The 21105-nt window shown below is 60.6% G+C and carries 34 protein-coding genes; 24 read left to right on the top strand and 10 right to left on the bottom strand.

Translation table 11 applies throughout. The features are described from left to right. Position 1: 1 nt before the first annotated feature. The 10 genes from BLO97_RS21975 to BLO97_RS21930 all read right to left on the bottom strand — a co-directional run bounded on the left by BLO97_RS21975 (position 2) and on the right by BLO97_RS21930 (position 7452). Complete coding sequence (locus tag BLO97_RS21975) at positions 2 to 613, bottom strand: 3'-5' exonuclease (RefSeq protein WP_092348101.1); 612 nt, start codon at positions 611 to 613, stop codon at positions 2 to 4. Positions 614 to 678: 65 nt separating this feature from the next. Further along, entirely contained in the window at positions 679 to 2433 is a 1755-nt protein-coding gene (locus tag BLO97_RS21970) for an ATP-binding cassette domain-containing protein (protein WP_092348098.1), read from the bottom strand. A gap of 3 nt (positions 2434 to 2436) precedes the next feature. Further along, a complete protein-coding gene (locus BLO97_RS21965; RefSeq protein WP_092348095.1) occupies positions 2437 to 3282 on the bottom strand; it encodes a hypothetical protein in 846 nt (281 codons plus the stop codon). 12 nt (positions 3283 to 3294) lie between these two features. Continuing rightward, positions 3295 to 3495 carry a hypothetical protein gene (locus BLO97_RS21960; protein WP_092348092.1) on the bottom strand — a complete coding sequence of 67 codons (201 nt, stop codon included), beginning with the start codon at positions 3493 to 3495 and terminating at the stop codon, positions 3295 to 3297. A 5-nt stretch (positions 3496 to 3500) separates the two neighbouring features. Then, entirely contained in the window at positions 3501 to 4439 is a 939-nt protein-coding gene (locus BLO97_RS21955) for a recombinase family protein (protein WP_092348089.1), read from the bottom strand. Positions 4440 to 4445: 6 nt separating this feature from the next. Further along, positions 4446 to 5249 carry a PD-(D/E)XK nuclease family protein gene (locus BLO97_RS21950; protein WP_092348086.1) on the bottom strand — a complete coding sequence of 268 codons (804 nt, stop codon included), beginning with the start codon at positions 5247 to 5249 and terminating at the stop codon, positions 4446 to 4448. Continuing rightward, the gene (locus BLO97_RS21945; RefSeq protein WP_092348083.1) at positions 5246 to 5476 is read right to left on the bottom strand and encodes a hypothetical protein; all 231 of its coding nucleotides are present in this window, start codon (positions 5474 to 5476) and stop codon (positions 5246 to 5248) included. Before BLO97_RS21945 ends, BLO97_RS21950 begins: the two co-directional genes overlap by 4 nt. A gap of 608 nt (positions 5477 to 6084) precedes the next feature. Continuing rightward, on the bottom strand, positions 6085 to 6327 hold the full coding sequence (locus BLO97_RS21935; protein WP_092348081.1) for a hypothetical protein: 243 nt from the start codon (positions 6325 to 6327) through the stop codon (positions 6085 to 6087). A gap of 21 nt (positions 6328 to 6348) precedes the next feature. Continuing rightward, positions 6349 to 6477, bottom strand: coding sequence for a hypothetical protein (locus BLO97_RS32020; RefSeq protein ID WP_256572207.1), 129 nt, complete (start codon positions 6475 to 6477; stop codon positions 6349 to 6351). Positions 6478 to 6798: 321 nt separating this feature from the next. Further along, positions 6799 to 7452 carry a LexA family protein gene (locus BLO97_RS21930; RefSeq protein ID WP_092348080.1) on the bottom strand — a complete coding sequence of 218 codons (654 nt, stop codon included), beginning with the start codon at positions 7450 to 7452 and terminating at the stop codon, positions 6799 to 6801. Between the two features lie 113 nt (positions 7453 to 7565). Between BLO97_RS21930 and BLO97_RS21925 the strand changes: the two genes are divergently transcribed. The 24 genes from BLO97_RS21925 (at position 7566) to BLO97_RS21810 (ending at position 21094) form a co-directional block, all read left to right on the top strand. Then, the gene (locus BLO97_RS21925; protein ID WP_092348079.1) at positions 7566 to 7805 is read left to right on the top strand and encodes a helix-turn-helix domain-containing protein; all 240 of its coding nucleotides are present in this window, start codon (positions 7566 to 7568) and stop codon (positions 7803 to 7805) included. Positions 7806 to 7807: 2 nt separating this feature from the next. Continuing rightward, positions 7808 to 8113: a CII family transcriptional regulator gene (locus tag BLO97_RS21920; RefSeq protein WP_217505528.1), complete on the top strand. Its 306-nt coding sequence runs from the start codon at positions 7808 to 7810 to the stop codon at positions 8111 to 8113. A 3-nt stretch (positions 8114 to 8116) separates the two neighbouring features. Further along, positions 8117 to 8914 carry a YdaU family protein gene (locus BLO97_RS21915; RefSeq protein ID WP_092348077.1) on the top strand — a complete coding sequence of 266 codons (798 nt, stop codon included), beginning with the start codon at positions 8117 to 8119 and terminating at the stop codon, positions 8912 to 8914. Beyond that, on the top strand, positions 8911 to 9630 hold the full coding sequence (locus BLO97_RS21910; protein ID WP_256572206.1) for a replication protein P: 720 nt from the start codon (positions 8911 to 8913) through the stop codon (positions 9628 to 9630). Before BLO97_RS21915 ends, BLO97_RS21910 begins: the two co-directional genes overlap by 4 nt. Further along, positions 9623 to 9838 carry a hypothetical protein gene (locus BLO97_RS21905; RefSeq protein ID WP_092348071.1) on the top strand — a complete coding sequence of 72 codons (216 nt, stop codon included), beginning with the start codon at positions 9623 to 9625 and terminating at the stop codon, positions 9836 to 9838. The genes BLO97_RS21910 and BLO97_RS21905 overlap by 8 nt, the downstream gene beginning before the upstream one ends. After that, positions 9835 to 10278: a RusA family crossover junction endodeoxyribonuclease gene (locus BLO97_RS21900; protein WP_092348068.1), complete on the top strand. Its 444-nt coding sequence runs from the start codon at positions 9835 to 9837 to the stop codon at positions 10276 to 10278. Before BLO97_RS21905 ends, BLO97_RS21900 begins: the two co-directional genes overlap by 4 nt. Next, complete coding sequence (locus tag BLO97_RS21895) at positions 10275 to 10568, top strand: hypothetical protein (RefSeq protein ID WP_092348065.1); 294 nt, start codon at positions 10275 to 10277, stop codon at positions 10566 to 10568. The genes BLO97_RS21900 and BLO97_RS21895 overlap by 4 nt, the downstream gene beginning before the upstream one ends. Further along, positions 10553 to 10789 (top strand): hypothetical protein, encoded by a 237-nt coding sequence (locus tag BLO97_RS21890; RefSeq protein WP_139197717.1) that lies wholly within the window; start codon positions 10553 to 10555, stop codon positions 10787 to 10789. The genes BLO97_RS21895 and BLO97_RS21890 overlap by 16 nt, the downstream gene beginning before the upstream one ends. 2 nt (positions 10790 to 10791) lie before the next feature. Continuing rightward, complete coding sequence (locus tag BLO97_RS21885) at positions 10792 to 11052, top strand: hypothetical protein (RefSeq protein WP_092348059.1); 261 nt, start codon at positions 10792 to 10794, stop codon at positions 11050 to 11052. Positions 11053 to 11062: 10 nt separating this feature from the next. Continuing rightward, positions 11063 to 11353 carry a hypothetical protein gene (locus BLO97_RS21880; RefSeq protein WP_092348056.1) on the top strand — a complete coding sequence of 97 codons (291 nt, stop codon included), beginning with the start codon at positions 11063 to 11065 and terminating at the stop codon, positions 11351 to 11353. A 118-nt stretch (positions 11354 to 11471) separates the two neighbouring features. After that, positions 11472 to 11723: a holin gene (locus BLO97_RS21875; RefSeq protein ID WP_092348185.1), complete on the top strand. Its 252-nt coding sequence runs from the start codon at positions 11472 to 11474 to the stop codon at positions 11721 to 11723. After that, on the top strand, positions 11720 to 12229 hold the full coding sequence (locus BLO97_RS21870) for a glycoside hydrolase family protein (protein WP_092348053.1): 510 nt from the start codon (positions 11720 to 11722) through the stop codon (positions 12227 to 12229). The genes BLO97_RS21875 and BLO97_RS21870 overlap by 4 nt, the downstream gene beginning before the upstream one ends. A 3-nt stretch (positions 12230 to 12232) precedes the next feature. Further along, positions 12233 to 12463, top strand: a complete 231-nt coding sequence (locus BLO97_RS32015) for a hypothetical protein (protein WP_092348051.1) — start codon at positions 12233 to 12235, stop codon at positions 12461 to 12463. Positions 12464 to 12488: 25 nt separating this feature from the next. Further along, positions 12489 to 12803: a Gp49 family protein gene (locus BLO97_RS21860; RefSeq protein ID WP_092348048.1), complete on the top strand. Its 315-nt coding sequence runs from the start codon at positions 12489 to 12491 to the stop codon at positions 12801 to 12803. Positions 12804 to 12805: 2 nt separating this feature from the next. After that, complete coding sequence (locus BLO97_RS21855) at positions 12806 to 13258, top strand: lysis system i-spanin subunit Rz (protein ID WP_092348046.1); 453 nt, start codon at positions 12806 to 12808, stop codon at positions 13256 to 13258. 69 nt (positions 13259 to 13327) lie between these two features. Next, the gene (locus tag BLO97_RS21850; RefSeq protein WP_092348043.1) at positions 13328 to 13741 is read left to right on the top strand and encodes a hypothetical protein; all 414 of its coding nucleotides are present in this window, start codon (positions 13328 to 13330) and stop codon (positions 13739 to 13741) included. Between the two features lie 4 nt (positions 13742 to 13745). Then, positions 13746 to 13949 carry a hypothetical protein gene (locus tag BLO97_RS21845; protein ID WP_092348040.1) on the top strand — a complete coding sequence of 68 codons (204 nt, stop codon included), beginning with the start codon at positions 13746 to 13748 and terminating at the stop codon, positions 13947 to 13949. After that, the gene (locus BLO97_RS21840; RefSeq protein ID WP_092348037.1) at positions 13946 to 15541 is read left to right on the top strand and encodes a portal protein; all 1596 of its coding nucleotides are present in this window, start codon (positions 13946 to 13948) and stop codon (positions 15539 to 15541) included. Before BLO97_RS21845 ends, BLO97_RS21840 begins: the two co-directional genes overlap by 4 nt. Beyond that, positions 15538 to 15792: a Bbp19 family protein gene (locus BLO97_RS21835; RefSeq protein ID WP_092348034.1), complete on the top strand. Its 255-nt coding sequence runs from the start codon at positions 15538 to 15540 to the stop codon at positions 15790 to 15792. The genes BLO97_RS21840 and BLO97_RS21835 overlap by 4 nt, the downstream gene beginning before the upstream one ends. Positions 15793 to 15794: 2 nt before the next feature. After that, positions 15795 to 16649: a hypothetical protein gene (locus BLO97_RS21830; protein WP_092348031.1), complete on the top strand. Its 855-nt coding sequence runs from the start codon at positions 15795 to 15797 to the stop codon at positions 16647 to 16649. Positions 16650 to 16848: 199 nt separating this feature from the next. Then, positions 16849 to 17712 (top strand): phage capsid protein, encoded by an 864-nt coding sequence (locus BLO97_RS21825; protein WP_175489859.1) that lies wholly within the window; start codon positions 16849 to 16851, stop codon positions 17710 to 17712. Positions 17713 to 17757: 45 nt separating this feature from the next. Continuing rightward, positions 17758 to 18282 carry a hypothetical protein gene (locus BLO97_RS21820; RefSeq protein ID WP_092348025.1) on the top strand — a complete coding sequence of 175 codons (525 nt, stop codon included), beginning with the start codon at positions 17758 to 17760 and terminating at the stop codon, positions 18280 to 18282. A 74-nt stretch (positions 18283 to 18356) separates the two neighbouring features. After that, positions 18357 to 18944, top strand: a complete 588-nt coding sequence (locus BLO97_RS21815; protein WP_218189621.1) for a phage connector family protein — start codon at positions 18357 to 18359, stop codon at positions 18942 to 18944. Beyond that, positions 18944 to 21094: a phage tail protein gene (locus tag BLO97_RS21810; protein ID WP_092348021.1), complete on the top strand. Its 2151-nt coding sequence runs from the start codon at positions 18944 to 18946 to the stop codon at positions 21092 to 21094. The genes BLO97_RS21815 and BLO97_RS21810 overlap by 1 nt, the downstream gene beginning before the upstream one ends. Positions 21095 to 21105 lie beyond the last annotated feature (11 nt).

The raw sequence follows: 21105 nt of genomic DNA, 5'->3' as shown, positions 1-21105 counted from the left end.
GTCAAGCCACCTGAGCCGGCGGATTCATTGCCCAGTACACGCGGGCGCAGGCCTCAGTGTCGGGCCGGGCGCGGTGGCCGCCGACCAGTTCTTCGCCGGTGAAGTGCAGCAGGGCCTCGGCCACGGTTGGCGTCTTGAACGAGTTCTTGAAGTTGGTGGCCTTCATCTTCTCGGTGGGGGGCAAGCACAGAATGGGCTTGGAGTTGATCGCGGTGCAGTAGCTCGGTACGGCCTTGAACTCGTCAGCCGCCTGCTCGCTGACGAAACGCTTGATGGCGATGCGCAGGATCCGGTCATCGAAGCTGACGTTGTGGGCGACCCGCAGGCCGGCACGCTTGTAGAGGCGCAAGAAGTGGTCGAGCGCTTCGATTTCAGGGATGCCCTGGGCCATGGCAATTTCGGTGGTGATGCCGTGGATTACCGCCACTTCGTTCGGAATCTCCCAGCCATCGGGGCGCACCATGGCCTCGAAGGAATCGACCAGCTCACCCTGTGGCGTGAAGAGCAAGGCACAGATATCCACGATGTGGGGTTGCGACGGGTCGTCGCTGGGGATCTTCCAGTTAGGGAATCCGGTGGTTTCGGTATCAAACACGCAAATGAGATCGGACATGGTTGTTTTCCTCGAGGCGAAAAGAAGGCGCCCGTAGGCGCCTGTGGTGTTTTCGGTGGGTTGGGTTAACTGGCTTTCTGCAACTGGACGTCGCCGCCGGCGGTGCCGTTTTCGATCCAGATCGCGTTAAAGTCAGCGGGCAGGGTGGTGGGCTTCTCTTTCAGCGAGCCGCAGATAATCGACTGGATGCCGTTAGACTTCGCCACGCTGCGAAGCAAGGCCAAGAGCTGAGAGCGGGCTGCCGTGATCAGGACGTCAAAGCGATCCATAAGCACCAGGTTCAGTCCGGATGCGATGGCGATGGTCAGGGCGATCAGTGCATCACAGCGCCACCGCTCCGACTCCGACAGCAGGGTGTAGAGGCGTCCGTTGGCGGTGATCGCCATATCAGCGCCGATCTTCACCACCGGCCACCCGGCCGTTGCTGACAGCTTGACCAGGCTCGCGTTGATTGGCTCCAGAGCACCGGCCAGAATTTCGCCTGGGATGCCATCCGGGGCCAGGGCGTTGGTGATCAAGGTCCAGTCCTTAACGTCCTGGTGATGCTTGGCGGCTTCGGCGCCACGATTCTTGGCGTTGGCGATCAGGTCTAGGCGCTCAGCCATCAACTCGGCTTTGGCCTTGGCCTTGTCACGCAGGTTGCGTTGACCCTGAATTGCGGCTTCGGCCTCTGCAATCTTGGCGTCTGGCACGTCTTCACCTGCTGACTTAACCAGCGCTTCCAGATCGTTGCCGGCCCGGATAGATTCATCCACGGCCTTCTGGTCGTTGACCTGGGTGCGCGCCATCAGGTTGTACGCATCGTTCGCCTTCTTGAGTTCGGCCTGTGCTGCCACCAGCTTGGCCGCGTCGGCGCTCTTGCCTTTGAACAGCTCGATCACCTTGCCGACGATCTTCAGCTTCACGCCGCAGCTCGGGCACTCACAAGGGCTTTCGCCCGAGAATGCCTGAGCGTGTTGCTCGGCCTCGCTGACCTTGGCTCTCCACGCTTCCAGCTCTTTGTTGGTGGCTTCGAGTTTGTTCTTGCGGCGGTTGAATTCCAGATAGACCGGCTCAAGTTCCGCCTTTCGGGTAGCAACGTTGGTGATGGCTTCGCGCTTGGCGTTCAGGTTGCCCAGGTACTGGTTGCCCTTTTCGATTTCAGCGGCAGCCTTAGCCTGTTCCGCTTGGGCTTGGGCCAGATCATCCTGGGTAACCTCGGGCGTGCCCTCTGGCAAGGGGTCGATGCTGACAACCCAGCCTTCTGCCTTCTCGCTGCCGTAGGCCTCGCCGGTGATCGCCTTCCAGGCGCCGCGACTTTCGCTGGTGTAGGTCTTGGCCTGTTCCATCGCAGCAGGGAAGCCGCTCAACAGCAGCGGCTTGATTTTCTCGACCTTGGCAGCATCGCAACCGCGCGCCACCAGTTTTTCAACCACCACCGCTGGCTTGCCACTGGACTTGGTCAGGGCGAACAACAGCGAGCGCCGCGCTTTGTCATCCAAGTTGGCGAAAGCCTCCGGGTTAAGCACGTACGGCAAATATTCCTGACCGGCGATGTCGTTGCGCTCAAGCGTTCCCTTGGGCAGCGTGATGCTGCTGGCAACGCCATCATGGCCGATGATGATTTGGGCTTTCTTCTCGCCCTCTGTGATCAGCAGTTTGTAGTCGCCTTTCAGTTTTACCCGGGCGGCTTCGCCAAGGGCCAGGCCAATGGCTTCCTTCAGGCTGGACTTGCCGGCGCCGTTCAGACCACAAACCATGGTGATGGGCGCGGTGGTGAGGTCTAGGTTGGCGCTGCGCAGCCCCTGGAAGTTCTCGACGTAGATGGATTCGATACGCATGGCTTACTCCACACTTAAGTTGGGGCCGAGGTCGTCCAGAGAGGCGGTGACCGTATAGGTGTTGTCCATCGAGGTTTCGCCCTCAATGAGCAGCTCCACGACCTGGTTGTCGATAAGGCGCAGCAGCAGGGTTTCTGCCTGCTCGCTGCTGATGGCCAGGCGGCTTTGCATCCAATCGATACCGAAGCTTGGGGCCGCTTTGAGCACGACCAGTTGGGCCGCGTCTTCGTAGGTGAATTCGCCGAATTCCTTGCCTACTTCGGCAAATTCAGAGACTGGATGATCGCCGCCGGTTCTTTCGGCCAGTTCTTCGTCAGTGCCCAGCGGGTGTTCCTCGTCGTCCGGCTCGTCTGGTCCGGTAGGGCGGCGGTCGAACAGGCTGCCGGTGATGTCGCTCACATGCAGCGGCAAGTCCGGTTGGTCGCGGTCTGGCTGGATGAAGTCCAGGCCTTCGTCATAGTCAGTCGGGGCCAGCACCAGCAGACACATCTTGCCGGGCACCTTCGCCAGGGCTCCGCCGTTGGGGTCGTTGGCGTCGATATTGGCGGTGATCGTGATCGCCTTTTCCTTGAACTTGGCGTCAATTACTTTGACTTCCACGACCTCAACATTGCGCGAGCTGATGATGTTGATAGCCGTGTGAGCCGCCTCAATGACGCTCTTGGTTGCGCGCTCGATGACCTCCTGTTGGCAGCCCTCATTCAGCTTGCTCCAGGGGGAGTGAATGTTCTTCACCTCAAACAGGACCGTATTCACCAGATCGTGCACCAGCAGTTCATGCGCGATAACCGACGGCGGCATGTCTTCGCGCTGGGCGCGCTCAATGATTGCCTTGTGTTCCATCTTCATGGGGGCGTTTCCTCAGTGTTTTGCGATGCGTTCGAGCTTCGACTGCTGCGCCGGGCTCAGGTTGGTGTGGGCGCCGTAGCGCTTGAAGCTGGCCCGGATGTTCTCGACGAATTCCAGTTCCCATTCGCCGCTGGCATGCAGCTCAGCGGAGACGAGGATTGCGTTGAATTCTTCGATGCTGTCGTAGGCCTCAAGGACAGATTGGTTAGCCATGGGGGTTACTCGACGGAAAGGCCGTCAGTGTCGGCGGCTGTTACGGTTTCTTCGGCCTGGGTTGCGGTTTCGGCTTGGTCCGTTGCGGTTTCAGCCGTTTCTGTTGCAGATTCCGGCGAGCCTTCATCGTCGCCGTCGTCATTGATGATTGCTGGCGCCTCTGGCTCTTTGTTCCGCAAGTCGTTGACGTCCACAGTAAAATTGCCGGCGCCGTCTGGCGTGGCGTCGATGAAGTCGTGGACCTCTTCCTGCGTTTGCAGGCCCATCAGCAGCTCAGGCGCATACAGCCGACCGAAAAGGCTCGCAGCTCGGTAGCGCAGCATAATTTCGGGCATGGTCTGCCACTTGCTGCCGTTTTTCGTGAGCCAGCCCTCATCGATGGCCATCTGCATGGACACCGTTGGCCCATCGAGACGGTCGCCGGTTTCCTTCTCGATCACCCAAGCCCGGCAGGTGCGGTGCTGGATCGTGGTTTCTCGCTGCTCTTCGGTCTTTTTGTCGTTCTTCCAGACCACAGCTTTGTACTTCACCACCTCGTCCTTGCCGGGGTCGCTAATGTCGAAGCGCAACGGGCTGAAACGACCGCAACTGTTGATCGCGGCGATGATGAACTGGCTTGACCAGCTCGGGCGGCCCTCGATGACGTAGAGGTTCTGCATCACCATCAAAGGATCGGCGCCCATGCGCATCGCCATGTTCAGCGCAACAACGCAGTTCGGCAGGCCGGCGGGGTTCGGCGTGTGGCCGGTGACCTTGCCGTATGATTTCACCTCGGTGAAGGCGCGGTACTGAGCCGGCACCAGGGTGGAGGAGCACAGAGCCTTGGCAACTCGCTGCAGTTGGTCGAAGCCAGAGCCAGTCAACAGGGACATGGGGGCGTCGGTTTTGGGGGCGGCTACAGCACTGGTCTGCATTGCCGCCAGAGAGGTGGTTTGCTGGGTCATAGTCATTTACTCGTGGTAGGGACAAACGGACCAGCGCGGGCAGTACTTCGCGCTGCATAGGAAACTCTGTGGGTTGGGTGGGAACAGGCCGGTGCGGAACATTTCGGCGCCAATCTGAATCAGGCCGGGGAATTCTTCGGTGCCGACCATCATCTGTTTGGCGTTGCGAATTTCTCCGATACCGGTTTCTGGCTTGCCCCGGGTCTTGAGCCCGATGATGTGGGCCGGGGCGGTGCAGGGCTCGCCGGTGGTGTGCTCTTCAAGAATTTCGTAGGTGCCGATCTGCGCGGCGTGGCCTTTCGTTTTCGCCACACCATCTACGACGGCGGCGCCGCCCGTCTTCACGTCAGCAATGCCCTTGCCGTCGCCGGTCTTGCAGATCCGTGCCCGGTCGAGTTGGCCCGTGAGGCGGACGATGATTCCGCTCCCACAGTCGATATCCAGCGGCGTGGCCGTGCGTTCGACTGCCGCATATTCGTAACGCGGGCTAATTTCGTTGCAGTACTTCGTATGCAGGGGCAGGGCGATTCGCTCGGCTTCCTGCACGGTCAGCTTGTCGGCGGCCCAATTCACCTCCCGCTCAGGGTTGCGCAACGTGTGAATCAGCAGCTCGGCGGTGTCGTAGGCCGTGAGGTTGCTGCCGTTCATGCGTGCCACGTCGAAAGCCGCGGTGCTGGCGTGGATCGATGTCCCGAGGTGGGCGCGCCCGCTGCTGGGTGACCGGTGCCCGAGAATATGAATCCACTCCCACTTGAAGGCGCAGTCGAACAGCGAGCCCCAGGACGAGGCCCGGACAGTGGTCACGCTCATGATTCACCCCGGGCCGCCAGCATGGCGTCGGCCATGTGGAAAGCAGCATTCGAGGTTCTGGCGCCGTCTTCGACAGTGATAGGTAGGCTGCTAGTAATCATTGCCTGCATGGCCTTGGCCGCGAAGTAATCCCGCAGCGTCATGCCAGAGCCGCCGGAGCCGTTCGTGCGCACATCGTTGTCAGGCGTGACCGGGAAGGCCGGCCCGCCACCTTTCTGTTGGTCCATGGGGTTACCTATTGAGTGATGAGGCCCGCGATTGCCGGGCCCAGGAAGATGGTGAGGATGAACACGACCCCGGTGATGGCCGAGGCCAGGCGGATGGCGCGCCGGCGGGAGCGCTGGGTGGTGGTCATGAGGCGGCCCGTCTGAGGTGGCCGGCGTCATACAATCGCTCGATCAAGATCCGCTTGGATATGTTGCTTATACCTAGAGTGTATGTGGCCTCCATGGCAGCCATGATTGAGGCTTCGCGCTCTTCCATCGCGATCTGCTCTGGCGTGCGGACCATGTCAGCAACAAAGCAGCAGCACACAGCTTCGGCCTGGTGTTCAACCGCGACCATAAGCGTATCGCCAGTCATGAACACAGCACACAGGGTGCAGTCGGCGCCTAAGAACCTCTCAGCCTCAGGCCAAATCCGCAGGCCAATGCTTACGATTCGAACGGTTGAGCCCAATGGGGGCAGGGTATGAATCATGGAAACCTCACAACAATCATTCCCCGCCGAATCTCGATGCGGGTGTTAGGTGGCAGGTCGGCCACAAAAACAAAACCCTGCTTTTGCAGGGCTTCGGCCAGTTGTTTGCAGGTTCGGGCGATGATCGTTCTACTGTTCATACCCGCGCCATCCGATCATCACGGCAGAGCCGCGTAACCCGGTTGCTGCGCACTGCGTTCACCCGGTGGTGCAGCAGGGCGGCGGCAGTGTGGTCAACGTCACCACACATCAGGGCATACGAAATCATCCCCGCCGCGTAGCAAAGCTCAGACTCGGAGCCGACCAGGTCATTGGCGGGCAGGTTTCGAGCCTTATCGAGGCGTTCCTCGAAAATCGTTCGCGCTGTCTTGTTGAACATGGTCGCCTCCAAGGCGGTGATTTAGATGCGGTGACCGCAGGCCTTGGCCTGTTTAGCCAGGTTGTGCCACACGACTGCTTGAAGTTTGTCGCCGGCCGCCAGGCTCTTGCGCGCCTTTGCCAGCAGTTGTTGCACGAGAGGTTTATTCATGGCTGTTGCTCCGGTTGTTTTCCCAATGCACCCGGTTGCCCAGGTGCATCAGTGAAAATTTCCGTTGTGTTGCACGCCGACTTACCGAGGTCTATACGGCGCATCAGGGTGGGAGTCGCCCACGCCCGATGCGTCAAAGCCTTTCCCGGCCGACGCTTTGTAGCTGCATGCTGTTAAAGAGCGGTATGAATCTGCGCCAATCGCAGAACATGGCTTGCATTATGCGCAGATAATATTCTGCGTCAAGCGCAGATTTATAAATTCAGGACGAAAAAAAGCCCGCACGCGGCGGGCTCTTATGGGAAGGGGTGATATGTGTTGCTATAGACCGGTCATTTTCGTGTCGATAACTCGACCGATCACCTTGAAGTCACCGTCTACCTGGATGGTTCGATAGGCGCTGTTGAGTGGCCGCAGGTACTTGACGCCGGCGTCCTCAACGTACTGCTTGAAGGTGCTTTCGCCCGTATCCAGCTTGATGACGTAGTACTTGCCGCTGACCAAATCAGCTTCAGGCTGCACCAGGATGCGAGAGCCCTCGGGGAAGCTGGGGTTGCCGTTGCAGGTCATTGAGTCGCCACGGACATCGAGCCAGAAGCCGTTTTCCCCGGCGTTCTCGGTTGACGATATCCAGGTTTCCGCATCGCCTGGCGTGAAGTTATCGCACGACTCGGCCCATTCCCCGGCAATTACCCAACTGATCAAAGGGTATTCCTTAGGCCCGCGAGTAGGTTGCAGGGCCATCTGCACATTCGACATTCCAGCATCTTGTTGTATCCCGGTGGCCGGGCTTTGCTGGGCCAATTTTATGTCCAGAATGGACATGATCTGTTTGAGCTTCTCCGGCGTCGTGCTCTGCAACCCACGCTCCAGGCGCGAAAGGTTGCCAGTGTCCGATCCGACCTGGTTGGCGAGTTCCTCGAGCGAAAGCTTTTTGGCTTTGCGCGCAGTTCTGATGATTTGTCCGATATCCATTGGGCAATTTTCCGGTCTTGCTGCGTTACGCGCAAAGCGATAGGCGCAGAATTTGATTGCATTAAATCTGCGCTAATCGCAGAATCACCCTGAAATCAACTCAGGGCCTTGCCATGACTCCCCTAAAACGTGCTCGTCTAGAAAAGAAATGGACTCTTGCCGATGTCTCGGCGCGTCTCGTTCAGATCGGTGACGCCATTGATTCCGGAAACCTCTCCCGCATTGAGCGCGGCGTGCAGCGTGCGTCCGCACCGCTCGCGGAAAGCCTCAGCAAGGTTTTCGGTGGCGAAATCACCGAGATCCACATCCTTTACCCGGAGCGCTTCCCAGACTCCGGAGAAGAGGCGGCCTGATCATGTCGAGCCCATTGAACCAAGAGCAGACCGTAAGGGCCCGCAAGAACTACGCCGTCTTGATGCAAAAGCTTGCGTCGATTGGCAACGCACCCGTGGCGCTTGCAGTGGGTTGCGATGAAGCGACGATCAGTCGCATGAAGCCGGAGAAGTTTCAGCAGTTCGCCGAGATTCTTGCCGTACTCGGCCTAAAGATCGTTCCCGAGGAAATGCGCTGCTTTAACGAGCAAGACATCGCGATGTTCATCCACGGCTCAAAGCGTTGGATGGAGCACATCCAGGGCGTTGACCAACTGGCGGAGGGTTGACCCGTGGCCGCCCTCCCATACATGCAGCTGTACGTCGCTGACTACCTCGCCGACACCATGCATTTGACCACCGAAGAGCACGGCGCCTATCTGCTGCTGATCTTCAACTACTGGCAGACCGGAAAGCCCATCCCAGTGTCCCGACTCGCCCGGATTACAAGGCTTTCGAACGAGCGTTGGACGGACGTTGAGCGGTCGTTGGGGGAATTCTTCAACGAGCGTGGTAACGAGTGGGTTCATGAGCGAATTGAGCGCGATTTAGAAGCGGTCAATGCAACGCAAGAACAGCGAATTGCAGCCGGAAAGGCGTCTGCCGAGGCTCGCAAGCAGGCCGCAAAAGCCCGTGCTAAAGCCATGCGCAACGACCGTTCAACGACCGTTCAACGAAACGCCAACGAAACGCCAACGAATATAGAAGAGAAGAGAAGAGAAGATATAGATCAAAAGCAAACACCCCCTTTATCCCCCCTTACCGAAATTCCGGCACCGGTAGCTCCAGCAGCGACCGAACCAAAGCCCAAGCGCAAAGCCCGGTTACCCGAACCGTTCAACGTCTCCGCCGACATGCGCAGATGGGCAGCGGACCGCGCCCCAGCCGTGCACCTGATCAACGAAACCGAGAAGTTCGTGAACTACTGGCGCGGCAACGGCGGAACCAAGGCCGACTGGATCGCCACATGGCGCAACTGGCTGCTCAAGGCCCAGGAAGACGCCAATCGCCGCATGACCGCACCGATACGCACCAGTCAACAGCCGTTGAACATGTCCAGCACTGACTGGGCCAAGGAGCCGATCCTGTGAAGCACGTGACCGACATCACCAAGACGCTAAACCCGCAGCAAGCGCTCGCAGGCGTTCCAGTCGCCCAACCGATCAAGGTCGATCAGCGCACCGCCGAAATCGTCAACACCGTCTTCGACAAGCTCCAGGGCATTTTCCCGGCATGGCGCCAGGCCTGGGCCGATGACAAGGCGCTGTACAACGCCAAGCGCGAGTGGATCGCAGGTTTCGTGCAGGGCGGCATCAACTCCGATGAACAACTGGCCTTCGGTTTCCAGCAGGCCCGCAAGTCCTCGAGCCCGTTCCTGCCCAACGTCGGCCAGTTCGTTGCCTGGTGCAAGCCAACAGCCGAACAGATGGGTTTGCCGCATGAGGCGGACGCTTGGATTCAGGCGCTCGAAGGCAAGTACTCCCACGACGCCGTGCGTATCGCCGCCGAAGCCACGAGCACGTTCGACCTGCGCACCGCCAGGGCCGACGACAAGCCACTGCGCCAACGCTTCGAACGCAATTACGCCATCGTCATGCGCCGCGCACAGACCGGCCAGCCGCTCGAAGGGCGAATCGCCAAGGGCATCAGCAGCGACAGCATGCGACCGCGTGAGCAGGTGCAGCTCGAGCACAGCCGCAAGGAGGCCGACCGCATCGTCGAAGTCCTCGAAATCCCAAAAGACCCGAAAGCCTGCCGCGCCATGCTGCTGGCCAAGATGGGCATCAGGAGAAACGCCAATGTCTAACCAAACGACGGCAGTTCGCACATATCTCATCAGCTACGTGATTACGGCTCCCTACGGGGTAGGTCGATTCTTCAACGACCGCGACACAGACACAGCGCCGAGTCGTGAAGACATTGAGAGCATGGAGGCCAAGCTTTCCGTGGATCACAGCGCCAAGGTGATGATCACCAGCGTTTCACGTATCGAAGCTGGTGAGGTAAAGCTATGACTGACCTCAAATCTGTGTCGTTCCGGGTGCCAGGCGAGCCCATCGGAAAGGGCCGGCCAAAGATCGGTCGCGTCGGCGGCCATGCCCGCATGTTCACGCCGACCAAAACCGCCAATTACGAATCCCTGATCGCCGTGGTCGCCCACGAAGCCATGCAAGGGCGTGAGCTGATCGCCGGCCCCGTGCTGCTGGAAATGAAAATCTTCGTGGCCGTAGCCGCCTCCTGGTCGAAGAAGAAAACCACCGAGGCCCTGCAAGGCCTGGTCATGCCAACCAAGAAGCCCGACGCCGACAACGTGCTCAAGGCCATCTGTGACGGCATCAACGGCATCGTTTTCAAGGACGACGTCCAGGTCGTCAACGTCTCGCTAAGCAAGCGATTCAGTGAAACCCCTGGCGTCTCCGTTCGTGTCGTGCCGCTGGAGGGGAAAAGCTCATGACCACACCCAAGATGATTTGGACCACTCACAAGCTCGCTGACGGCTGGGTCCTGCTCTGCGTCGATGTCAACCTCGAACAGCCAGGCCAGCCCGAAGCCCTGTTGGGATTCCGCAAGGCTGTGCATCCGTTTCACTTCGATGAAATGGTAGATCCGGTTATGAGCTTCACGGCAATTATCGCTGAAATGACTAACGCGGTGACGTGGGGAATGAAGGGGGCGGAGTGCGCCCAATCGCTGATTGCTTCGCGCGCGGGCGCGTTTGGGGGTGACCTGTGCACGACATCGTGAGGCGGATTCGGGATGCCATTTACCGACGCCAGGAAGATCACCTTGAGCCAATCGGAGAGGCGGTAATCTACTTGGGGCGCAGCGAGTTCTACGACTTGCTGCTCAGCATGCGCGACTGGACACCCGTGCATATCGAGTACGTGGACGATGTCCGGCGAGTGACGTTCCATGGCCTTGAGGTTATCGAGGTCTGCCTGCCGAAATACCTGCGAGTGGCCTAACCATGCTTTCCCTGGTCGAGCAGCGTGTTGACTGGTTTGCGGTCATCACCGTGCTGTCACGCTCCGGCTACTCCCCGCAGTCGGTTGCGGATGCCATCGGCGTGGCTCGTACCACGCTGCTGGGTTGGAAGCAGGGCGCTGAACCTCGCTACACGGAGGGGGAGCGCCTTGTGTCGTTCTGGTGCCAGATCACCGGGAATGACCGTACAAGACTGCCCATGGTCGCCGTTGGTGACTGGTGGGCTTATCACTCCAAAGCTTGAGGGAAACACAATGCTTACTTCTGACCAACACAACACAATCGTCCTGCTATCCGATGCTGCTGGGCGTGCGGCTGCCAGCGGGCTACAGGCGCTGGCGGACAAGCTCGTTGCCGAGGCTGAGAATCTGTTGAACGATGGCCAAGGCCAATCGTTTCAGGACTTTGGCACAAGCCGTGGGCTGAACATGGAGCGACTGCACGGCCAAGATCAGTACTTCGCCAGCAAGCACACACAGGAGCTGTTTGAGTGTTGGTTGACTGCTCGCGGCCAGAAGGTGTGGGCGCCACCGCCCGCGAAATAGTCGGGATCCCGACACCCTGACCCGCTGATCCTTGCCGTCATCGCTGCCCCGCCATCGTGTGGGGCTTTTTTTTGACTCTGGAGGCCCGACCATGAAGGCGCCAGTCAGGAGTACGAACATGGCACACCCTGCACCGGAAGGGATCGTTGAGGCTGTAGGGGCGTCGGTTGCCAGCAAGGGCATGATGGTCGGCGCGGCCACAGGCGTTGCTGGTTGGCTTTCCCAGGTCAATTGGATAGGGATCACTGGCGTTGGCATAGCCGTGCTGGGTTTCCTGGTCAACACATACTTCCAGATCCGCCGGGATCGCCGGGAAGACGCCGAGAGCATCGAGCGCATCAAGGCCTTGCGCGAGCAGTGCCGGCCATGAACAACCGCAGCCGCGTTGCCGTGACCCTGCTCAGCATCAGCGCCGCCGGCTTCGGCGCCTGGCAGGCGAACGAAGGCTTCACCGACCACGCTGTCATCCCCACCAAGGGCGACGTGCCCACCATCGGCCACGGCTCGACTCGCTACGAAGATGGCCGGCCAGTCCAGATGGGCGACACCATCACCCGCCAGCGTGCCGAAGTGCTGGCCCGCAACCTCAACACCCAGGCCGAGAAAGAGTTCGCCGCCAGCCTGCCGGGCGTGAAGCTCTACCAGGAAGAGTTCGATCTCTACATGGATTTCGTAGGCCAGTACGGCATGGGCACCTGGCGCGCCGGCTCCCCACGTCGCAGCCTGCTGGCCGGCGACTACGTCCAGGCCTGCGCCTCCCTGCTCAAATACCGATTCGCCGCTGGTTACGACTGCTCGACACCCGGGAACAAGCGCTGCCCGGGCGTGTGGTCGCGTCAGCTCAAGCGCTACAGCCAGTGCATGGGGGCGCAGTAAGCCATGGCCGGCCGCAAGCAGCCTTACACGCCCTGCAAGCTATACGTCGATGGTGCTGAAGGCATTGCAGTCGGCGACTACATCACCACTGCTGCCGGGTCTGCGTACCTGGTACAGACGCTTCGCGTGAGTCGAACCAGGCCCGAGCGTAAGCACATGCAGTGCCTGCGCTGGCCTATCGCCGAGGTGCCGCACGATGCGCGGTGCTTCACGATGACTTGGTACGCACGATAAATCCCACCACCACTGAGAAAACTCAATGAACGATCAAGCGATTGAACAGGAAATCCAAGCCAAGGGCCTGACCGCGCCGCGTGTCAGCTTCGCACAATTGCAAGCCAACATTGCCCATACGGAAATCGTCAAACACGTTTCTCCCTCTGGCCAGGTCCTTCGCTGGGCTGTGCTGACCACGGTTAATGGATTCGCAGTGACCGGGCGCCCATCCGCCAGCGCGTCGTCGGCAAATGACAATGCTGAGATCGGCGAGAAGATCGCCATCGAGAATGCAACCCAGGAACTGTGGCCGCTGATGGGCTACGCGCTCAAGCAGCAGTTGCACACCGAGGCCTGACCATGGGCGCCATAACTCGCTACCTCATCGCTGGGCTGGTTGTGGCGCTCATCCTAGCCGGCTGGCGCCTTGACCATGTCAGCACCAGGCTGAGCACCGCAACGGAGCGCGTGAGCACGCTGGAGGCCGCCGCAGAGTCCCGACGCAACACGCAGAAGATCCTGCGCCAGCTCGACACCGAAAACACGAAGGTACTCACCAATGCTCAAGCATCCAACAAGGCTCTTCTTGCTCGCCTCGGCTCTGGCGGTCAGCGCCTGTCAGTCCCAGCCCGTTGCCCCGTCGTGCGAGCCAGCACAAGCCCCGGCAGCGTGGATGATGCAGAAGCGCGAACCGAACTTGACCCAGCGCATGGTCAACGAATTGTCGCCATCACCAACGACGGGGACGAAGCCATCATTGCCCTGAACGCGCTGATCGACCACGTCAACGCCAGTTGCCTCCCTCGCAAATAGTCGGGAACCCGACAGCCCGCCACCACGATGCTGGGGCCTCTTTGATGATCTATCACCGAGGCCCATCCCATGCCAGCACCAGACCTTACCCCGCAGACCCCCGGCGAACCCCTCGCCACCATGTCGCCGATTGCTCCAGCCAGCGGCAATCCAGACGCCAACGAGTCCAGCACCGCCACAGCTCAGCCACCGCTGTACGTCGCTAAGCACAGCGCCGGCGGTCGGTGGCACGTCGTGACCAATGACGCCCAGGCCACCCGCGTGGGTGATTTCGTTGGCGACAAGGTATCGATCATCGCCGAGGTCGAGCGCATGAACGCCGGCGGCGAACCCCTCGTCCTCGATGCCCAGCGCAATGGCGACCGGGAAGCGCTGGAAACACCAAAGCCCGCGGCTGCCGGTGCCGTGGACCCAACCACCCTCAAACAGGCAGTCATGACCCCCGATGGTTGGCTGTGCCCTGAACCAAAGGTCAAGGAGTAACGACATGGGAAGTAGACCAAAGAGGCCAAAGGTTGTTGCCGCGCCTGACCCGCAGGTCGAAGCGCAGAAGGCCGCCGACCTGGCAGCGCAGAAGGCCAACGCCGAAACCGCAACCCGCAAGAAGCGCAAGCAGGAAAGCAGCCTGCTGTCATCCGCCGGCGCCGCCGGCAGTGTGCTGGAGCAAGGTAAGAGGACTCTCGGCTCATGAACGCAGACCAGATCGCCAAAACGCTGAGCACCCTGAAGTCTCTTCGCTCGCCGCATGAGACGGTCTGGCGCGATTGCTTTGACCACAGCTACCCAATCCGGGGCAGTGGCTTTTGCACTGAGCAGATCACGGCCATGGAAGCGCAGATGCGTAAGGCCAGGATGATCGACGGGACCACCACGGACGCGGCCCGCATCCTATCGTCCGGCATCATGTCGGGCCTGACCCCGGCGAACTCCCTGTGGTTTGGCATGGACGTTGGCCAGGAAACCGACGAGGAACGCCGGTGGCTGGACGGCTCCGCCGACATCCTCTGGCAGAACATCCACGCATCCAACTTCGACGCAGCCGCCTTTGAGGGGCTTATCGACGTTGTGTGCGCTGGGTGGTTTGCCCTGTACATCGATCAGGACATGGAGAAGGGCGGCTTTACGTTCGATCTGTGGCCTATCGCGAGCGTGTACGCCTCGGCGTCCAAGGCCGGCGGCAAGATCGATACCGTGTATCGGGAGTACAAGCTCACGGCAGAGCAGGCGGTAAACGAGTTCGGCGAAGACAACCTCAGCGAGAACACCCGCAAGCTGGCGAAGGACAAGCCGCAGGAACTGGTGCAGTTCGTTCACGCCATCTACCCGCGCACCACGTACATGGTCGGCGCCAAGCTGGCCAAGAACATGCCTATCGCATCCTGCAAGGTCGAGGTGGAAGCCAAGCACCTGGTCAGCGAGTCGGGCTATCACGAAATGCCGGTGGTGGTGCCGCGCTGGATGATGATCCCAAACAGCGTGTATGCGGTGGGCCCGGTGTTCGATGCACTGCCCGACGCTCGCACCCTGAACGAACTCTGCAGGATGGACCTGGCAGCCGGAGACCTGGCTATCGCCGGGATGTGGATTGCCGAGGATGACGGCGTTCTCAACCCTCGAACTGTCAAGGTCGGGCCGCGCAAGATCATCGTTGCCAACAGCGTTGACAGCATGAAGCCCCTGCAAAGCGGCTCGAACTTCCAGTATGCGGAAACCAAGATCGCCCGCTTGCAGGCTTCCATCCGCAAGATCCTGATGGCCGACCAGCTCCAGGCCCAGGACGGCCCGGCAATGACGGCAACCGAGGTGCACGTGCGGGTGAACCTGATCCGCCAGTTGCTGGGGCCGGTCTATGGCCGTCTCCAGACCGAGTATCTGCAACCCCTGGTAGAGCGGTGCTTTGGCATCGCCTACCGCGCTGGTGTGCTGGGCGCTGCGCCTGAGTCGCTGGCCGGGCGCAACTTCACCGTGCGTTACCTGTCGCCGCTCGCCCGGTCGCAGAAGCTTGAGGAAGTCACGGCGATTGACCAGTTCATTCAGGGCGCGCTGATCGTTGCTCAGGCCGACCCGACTGTCATGGACAACATCGATATGGACGAGGCCCAGCGCTTCAAGGGCGAGGCCCTGGGCGTGCCGTCGTCTGTCATCCGCAGCAAGGCAGACCGCGACAAGCTCCGCGAGGATCGAGCCGCAGCCATCCAGGCCCAGCAAGAGCAAGCCCAACAGCAAATGATGCAGCAGCAGGCCGGTGAGGCCGCGCTCAAGCAGCAAGGGGCAGCAGCATGAACCTGACACCTGAGCAGATCGACGCGATGTTCAAGCGGGTGTTCGAGGATCACCACGAAGGTCGGGTCGTGTTGGAGCTGCTGATTCAGCGCTTCGCCCGCAACGCCTGCACCATCGGCGGCATCGACGCCATTCTCAAGACCTACCAGCAATCCGGGCACCGCGAGGTGCTCGATCACATTGTTTTGCGGATCAACCGCGCCAACGGCGTGCAAGAAGACGCCAACGATAACGACGAACAAGGGGAATAACGATGCGCTTCAAGAACGGCTTCATTCGCTTTATGGGCTTTGCACTGATGGCCGAGGCTGGCGAGAGTGGCGATCCATCCACAGTGACCACACCGCCGGCCACTCCGGCACCGCCTGCCGCTTCTGTGCTGGGCAGCGGCGCAACCGTTGACTTTATCCCCGAGAAGTACCGGACCAACAAAGAGGACGGCAGCCTTGACCTGGAAGCATCGTCGCGCAAGGTTGCCGAAGCGTACAAGCACCTAGAGACCCGCATGGGGTCCGGTGATGTACCGCCCAAGACCGCCGACGAATACGCGGTCAAGCTGGAGGGCGTCGAAGGCTTCAACTGGGACGAGTTCAAGGCCGACGAGAATACCCAATCATTCCTCAAGGGGGCCCACGCCAAGGGCCTGACCAATGATCAGGTGCAGTACGTCATCGGCGAGTACATGAAGGCGGCGCCAGGCCTGATCGAGGGTGGTGTGCAGTTGTCCACCCAGGACTGTACTGCCGCCCTCAAGGCCGTGTGGACCGATGATGCGGCCATGAAAGCCAACGTGACCGCGTCCTATCGCGCTGCCGAGACCTTCGCCAGCGAGGCCGGCAAGCCGGGCAACTTCCAGGCGCTGATGAGCAAGTATGGCAACGACCCCGACTTCATCGCCTTCACCGCCAACATTGGCAAGGAACTCAAGGAGGACACGCCCATCAACGGTGGTGGAGTGGTTAACGACGGTGACTTCGCAGTCAAGACTGCCGAGTTGCGCGCCCAGCTCGAAGCACTGCCGCAGCATGATCCGAAGCGCGCCGGCGTCAAGGCCCAGCTCGATGCCATGTACGACCAGCGATTCAACAAGACCAAATCCCGCTTCTGATCCCCGCCGCAAATAGTCGGGAAACCGACACCTCCCATGCACAAACATCGCAGGCATCCCAGCAATGGGCCGGCCTGCGATGGCACGCAGATACCCGGAAAGCCCCGAGGCGCAGCAAAGCCGATGCACGCCAGGAACCCCGGCCCGCGAATGCGGATACCCGGCAGGCAACCCATTTATCTGCATTGGAGTGCATCGTATGTCCTTTCAAATCACCGAAGCCTTCGTCCAGCAGTTCGGCGACAACTTCCGCCACCTGGCGCAGCAAATGACCTCGCGGCTTGAAACCCGCGTTACCGTCGAGCCAAACATCGTCGGCATGTCCAAGTCCATCAACCGCCTGGGCCAGCGTACCGCCAAGCGCCGCACCACTCGCCACGGCGACACCCCGATCAACGACCAACCACACAGCACGCGCTTTGTGGACCTGTTCGACTGGGAAGATGGCGACATGCTCGACGACCAAGACAAGATCCGTATGTTGGTTGATCCAACCTCGGACTACGTCAAGGCCATGGTTGCCTCGCTCAACCGCGCCAAGGACGACGTAATCATCGCGTCCATGGGCGGCAACTCCCGCGCCACCACCGGCAACATCATCTTGCCGACCGCGCAGAAGATCGCCGTAGGCGGCACCGGCCTGACCAAGGCCAAGATCATCCAGGCCCGCAAGCTGTTCCGTCGCAACGAGGCGGACAACCACAACGGCGAAGAGCTGTACATCACCTACAGCGCTTCTGCTGCTGCCGACATCCTGGCCGACCCGACCTTGACCAGTGCCGACTACATGGCTGGCAAGTTCCTCGAGGATGGCGACGTTGAAGGCAAGTGGATGGGCTTCACCTGGATTCCGACCGAGCGTACCCCATTGTCCGGCAGCACCCGCTTGCTCTACGCCTGGGCCAAGTCCGGCGTAACGCTGGGCAAAGGCGCCGACATCACCACCAAGGTGGGCGAGGATCCGGGCAAGGGCTTCAACGTCCGTATCTACGGCAAGATGTCCATCGGCTCCGTGCGGGTGGAAGAAGAAAAGGTTGTGGAAATAGCAGCCCTTGAGTCGTAAGGCTCAGGCGCTGCCTTCCCTCCATCTGATCAGGAGCAATGAACCATGGCTGTAGTAACCACCAAATCCACCGCCGTCACCAATGCTGACGCGCTCCCACAAACCCTGTCGCCGCAGCGTATCGACGGTGGCCGCATTCGTGAGCGCGTTGGCGTGATCGAGGCTGGCGCCGCGGACTCCATCGGTTCGGTGTATCGCCTGATGCGCATCAACTCCGTGGACCGTGTGTCCCGGCTGCTGCTGTCCTGCGATGCGATCACCACTGCTGTCGGTGACATCGGCATCTACGACGTTTCGGCTGTCAATGCCGGCGCCGTTGTGGACGTTGACTTCTTCGCCTCGGCCCAGGCCCTTACCGCTGCGCTGGTCAACGTGGACGTTGGGCACGAAGCCGACGCTGCCGACGCTGGCGCTGGCTTCGGCCTGGCCGACGTCGAGAAACCCCTGTGGCAGGCCCTGGGTCTCGCTGCTGACCCTGGCAAGCAGTACGACGTGGCAATCACGCTGACCGCTGCCGCAACCGGCGCCGGCACCGTTGTTCTGCGTTTGCAGTACATCGACGGCAACTAATCATCGAGGCGGCCAGGGAAGGCAATCAATTTACCGGGGCCTAGTGCCCCGGTCTTTTTATCTGGAGGTTGGAGATGAGCATGGCCACCGGTGTTTCGATTTGTTCCAACGCCCTGTTGATGTTGGGTGCGCAGACCATCAACGATTTCAACGACCAGTTGAACCTGGACCGGGCCAAGCTCTGCGCCAACCTGTATCCCACCGTGCGCGACGACATGCTGCGCCAGCACCCGTGGAACTGCTGCATCAAGCGGGCTGTTCTGGCGCCTGACGCTGCTGCGCCTGCGTTCGGTTATGAGCATGCCTTTGAGCTGCCTGCCGACTTCATGCGCGTTCTGGAGGTGGGCACCGCTGGCCAACAGATCGATTACCTGGTCGAGGGCCGTAGCATCCAGGCCAACACCACCGTGCTGGAGCTGCGCTACGTGTTCCGCAACGAGGTGGAAAGCACTTGGGATTCGAGCCTGGTCAAGCTTGTCACGCTGGCTATGGCCGCCGTGCTGGCTTATCCCGTGACCCAGTCCGCAGCCTTGCAGCAGTCGCTGGGGCAAGAACTCGAACAGGAGAAGCGCCGGGCCCGCGCCGTCGATGGCCAGGAAGATCCGCCGCAAATGCTGGGCGATGAGCGCCTGCTTGCCTCCCGCTTTGGGAGTTATTGGTAATGGCTCGCCTGACGCTCGTTCAAACCAACTTCACCGCCGGCGAGGTTTCCCCGCGCATGCTGGGCCGGGTAGACCTGGCCCGCTACCAGAACGGCGCCGAGATCATAGAGAACGCCTGGCCTGTCATTCACGGTGGCGCAATCCGCCGGGATGGCACTCTGTTCGTTGCGGCGGCAAAGTTCGCTGACAAGAAGTGCCGATTGATCCCCTACGTGTTCAACACCGAGCAGGCCTACATGTGCGAGTTCGGCGATTTCTACGTGAGGATCTACTACCCGAACGGCACCTACACCGGTGTTGAGCTGGCCAGCCCCTACAGCCACACCGTGCTTGATCGGGTGGACTATGTGCAGGGTGCGGACACCATGTTCATCTTCAACAATGGCGTCCCTGTGCATCGCCTGCGCCGGCTTGCGGATACCGAGTGGAGCCTTGCCCCTGCGCCATTCGTAACCAAGCCCTTCGATGAGAAGGGCATCGACTTCACCACCTCGCTCACGCTCAGCGATCCAACGGTCGGCACTGGACGCACGGCCACCTCGGCCGTTTCTGCATTCCTGGCATCCGACGTTGATCGCGAAATCTGGTCCGGTGGCGGTGTGGCGAAGATCACCGCCTTCACCAGCGCCACGGTGGTGACTGTTGAAGTCCTCAACGCCTTCACCGCAGCCGTGCGCCCTACCTGGTCGCTCAAGGGCTCGCCACAGACCACAAACACCCTAAGCGCTGCCACTCCCGTGGGCGGCGTTGTCACCATGACGCTGGGGGCTGCTGGCTGGCGTTCTAACGACGTGGGCAAGTTCGTCAAGATCAACAGCGGCCTTCTGGAGATCAGCGTTTACACCAGTCCCACAGTGGTTTCCGGGATCATTCGTTCAGCACCAACGTCTGCCGTTGCATCGCCGGCCAACGCCTGGTCGCTTGAGGCATCTGTCTGGAACGACATCGACGGCTACCCGGGCGCCGGCACGCTGTATGAACAGCGGCTTGCCCTGGGCGGCTCTGTGAACTACCCACAGACTATTTGGGAGTCGCGCACTGGCGAGTACCTGAACTTCGAACTGGGGACCAAGGACGATGACGCCTTGTCCTACAACCTGTCCTCTGACCAGATCAACCCGATTCTTCACATGGGACAGATCAATGCCCTGGTCCCGCTGACCTATGGCGGTGAGTTCACCGTCAGTGGTGGTGTGGAGAAGGCCATCACTCCAACCAACATCCGGGCAAAGAACCCTTCGGTCTATGGCTGCAACCGCGTGCGTCCGGTGCGGATTGGCAATGAGCTGTATTTTGTCCAGCGCGCCAACCGCAAGCTCCGGGCCATGGCCTACAAGTACGACTCCGACACGTTCGGTTCGCCTGACATGTCGATCCTGTCCGAGCACGCCACCAAGTCCGGCATCGTTGATATGGCCTACCAGCAGGAACCTGAATCGATCCTGTACCTGGTGCGTGCGGATGGCGTCATGGCGACCATGACCGTTGACCGCGACCAGGATGTCATCGGCTGGGCGCGCCAGATCACTGATGGCGCCTTTGAGTCCTGCGCATCCATCCCGATCCCTGACGGCGATCAGGTTTGGTGCATTGTGCGCCGCACGGTCAACGGCCAGAACGTTCGCTACATCGAGCGGTTCAACCAAGGCATACGGGTGGATAGCGGCGTATTCGCCATCGACGAGGCCAAGCCCGTGACCTGGGGCGGCCTGGCCCACCTTGAAGGCAAGACCGTGGACATCGTCGCTGACGGCATTGTCATGCAGCAGCAGACGGTGGTGGGCGGGCAGGTGACGCTGCCACGTCCCGCCAGGTACGTGCAGATCGGCCTCAACTTCGTTACGAAGATCAAGACATTGACGCCAGAAGTTCAGGGCAGCACCGGCAGCGTGCAGGGAAACAGCATGCGCATTGGGGAGATAACCCTGCGCTTCCTGGAGACCACCGGCTGCAAGGTCAACGGCCAGATCATTGCGTTCCGCTCGACCGGTGCCGGAACTCTGGACCAGCCCCCCGAACTGTTCACCGGCGTTCATCGCATGGAGAACCTGGGGTGGGAGCGAGGGCAGGCGTCGATAACCATCACCCAAGAGCAGCCTTTGCCCTTCCAGCTTCTGAGCGTCATCAAGAAAGCCACGTTCAACGATTGAGGTAACCCGCC

It is taken from the genome of Pseudomonas sp. NFACC05-1, assembly GCF_900100135.1.
Taxonomy (GTDB): Bacteria; Pseudomonadota; Gammaproteobacteria; order Pseudomonadales; family Pseudomonadaceae; genus Aquipseudomonas; species Aquipseudomonas fluorescens_Q.
Note: the sequence above shows the minus strand (reverse complement) of the source record. Positions and strands in the feature narration are given on the sequence as shown.

Excerpts from the sequence above, each read along its gene's own strand:
- BLO97_RS21900 (WP_092348068.1), top strand. The coding sequence starts at position 9,835 with ATGACTGACCTCAAATCTGTGTCGTTCCGGGTGCCAGGCGAGCCCATC.
- BLO97_RS21965 (WP_092348095.1), bottom strand. The coding sequence starts at position 3,282 with ATGAAGATGGAACACAAGGCAATCATTGAGCGCGCCCAGCGCGAAGAC.
- BLO97_RS21825 (WP_175489859.1), top strand. The coding sequence starts at position 16,849 with ATGTCCTTTCAAATCACCGAAGCCTTCGTCCAGCAGTTCGGCGACAAC.
- BLO97_RS21875 (WP_092348185.1), top strand. The coding sequence starts at position 11,472 with ATGGCACACCCTGCACCGGAAGGGATCGTTGAGGCTGTAGGGGCGTCG.
- BLO97_RS21860 (WP_092348048.1), top strand. The coding sequence starts at position 12,489 with ATGAACGATCAAGCGATTGAACAGGAAATCCAAGCCAAGGGCCTGACC.
- BLO97_RS21945 (WP_092348083.1), bottom strand. The coding sequence starts at position 5,476 with ATGGACCAACAGAAAGGTGGCGGGCCGGCCTTCCCGGTCACGCCTGAC.
- BLO97_RS21885 (WP_092348059.1), top strand. The coding sequence starts at position 10,792 with ATGCTTTCCCTGGTCGAGCAGCGTGTTGACTGGTTTGCGGTCATCACC.
- BLO97_RS21930 (WP_092348080.1), bottom strand. The coding sequence starts at position 7,452 with ATGGATATCGGACAAATCATCAGAACTGCGCGCAAAGCCAAAAAGCTT.
- BLO97_RS21895 (WP_092348065.1), top strand. The coding sequence starts at position 10,275 with ATGACCACACCCAAGATGATTTGGACCACTCACAAGCTCGCTGACGGC.
- BLO97_RS21855 (WP_092348046.1), top strand. The coding sequence starts at position 12,806 with ATGGGCGCCATAACTCGCTACCTCATCGCTGGGCTGGTTGTGGCGCTC.
- BLO97_RS21870 (WP_092348053.1), top strand. The coding sequence starts at position 11,720 with ATGAACAACCGCAGCCGCGTTGCCGTGACCCTGCTCAGCATCAGCGCC.
- BLO97_RS21975 (WP_092348101.1), bottom strand. The coding sequence starts at position 613 with ATGTCCGATCTCATTTGCGTGTTTGATACCGAAACCACCGGATTCCCT.
- BLO97_RS21850 (WP_092348043.1), top strand. The coding sequence starts at position 13,328 with ATGCCAGCACCAGACCTTACCCCGCAGACCCCCGGCGAACCCCTCGCC.
- BLO97_RS21835 (WP_092348034.1), top strand. The coding sequence starts at position 15,538 with ATGAACCTGACACCTGAGCAGATCGACGCGATGTTCAAGCGGGTGTTC.
- BLO97_RS21820 (WP_092348025.1), top strand. The coding sequence starts at position 17,758 with ATGGCTGTAGTAACCACCAAATCCACCGCCGTCACCAATGCTGACGCG.
- BLO97_RS21950 (WP_092348086.1), bottom strand. The coding sequence starts at position 5,249 with ATGAGCGTGACCACTGTCCGGGCCTCGTCCTGGGGCTCGCTGTTCGAC.
- BLO97_RS21815 (WP_218189621.1), top strand. The coding sequence starts at position 18,357 with ATGAGCATGGCCACCGGTGTTTCGATTTGTTCCAACGCCCTGTTGATG.
- BLO97_RS21960 (WP_092348092.1), bottom strand. The coding sequence starts at position 3,495 with ATGGCTAACCAATCTGTCCTTGAGGCCTACGACAGCATCGAAGAATTC.
- BLO97_RS21955 (WP_092348089.1), bottom strand. The coding sequence starts at position 4,439 with ATGACCCAGCAAACCACCTCTCTGGCGGCAATGCAGACCAGTGCTGTA.
- BLO97_RS21920 (WP_217505528.1), top strand. The coding sequence starts at position 7,808 with ATGTCGAGCCCATTGAACCAAGAGCAGACCGTAAGGGCCCGCAAGAAC.
- BLO97_RS21970 (WP_092348098.1), bottom strand. The coding sequence starts at position 2,433 with ATGCGTATCGAATCCATCTACGTCGAGAACTTCCAGGGGCTGCGCAGC.
- BLO97_RS21810 (WP_092348021.1), top strand. The coding sequence starts at position 18,944 with ATGGCTCGCCTGACGCTCGTTCAAACCAACTTCACCGCCGGCGAGGTT.
- BLO97_RS21935 (WP_092348081.1), bottom strand. The coding sequence starts at position 6,327 with ATGTTCAACAAGACAGCGCGAACGATTTTCGAGGAACGCCTCGATAAG.
- BLO97_RS21925 (WP_092348079.1), top strand. The coding sequence starts at position 7,566 with ATGACTCCCCTAAAACGTGCTCGTCTAGAAAAGAAATGGACTCTTGCC.
- BLO97_RS21880 (WP_092348056.1), top strand. The coding sequence starts at position 11,063 with ATGCTTACTTCTGACCAACACAACACAATCGTCCTGCTATCCGATGCT.
- BLO97_RS21840 (WP_092348037.1), top strand. The coding sequence starts at position 13,946 with ATGAACGCAGACCAGATCGCCAAAACGCTGAGCACCCTGAAGTCTCTT.
- BLO97_RS32015 (WP_092348051.1), top strand. The coding sequence starts at position 12,233 with ATGGCCGGCCGCAAGCAGCCTTACACGCCCTGCAAGCTATACGTCGAT.
- BLO97_RS32020 (WP_256572207.1), bottom strand. The coding sequence starts at position 6,477 with ATGAATAAACCTCTCGTGCAACAACTGCTGGCAAAGGCGCGCAAGAGC.
- BLO97_RS21905 (WP_092348071.1), top strand. The coding sequence starts at position 9,623 with ATGTCTAACCAAACGACGGCAGTTCGCACATATCTCATCAGCTACGTG.
- BLO97_RS21830 (WP_092348031.1), top strand. The coding sequence starts at position 15,795 with ATGCGCTTCAAGAACGGCTTCATTCGCTTTATGGGCTTTGCACTGATG.
- BLO97_RS21845 (WP_092348040.1), top strand. The coding sequence starts at position 13,746 with ATGGGAAGTAGACCAAAGAGGCCAAAGGTTGTTGCCGCGCCTGACCCG.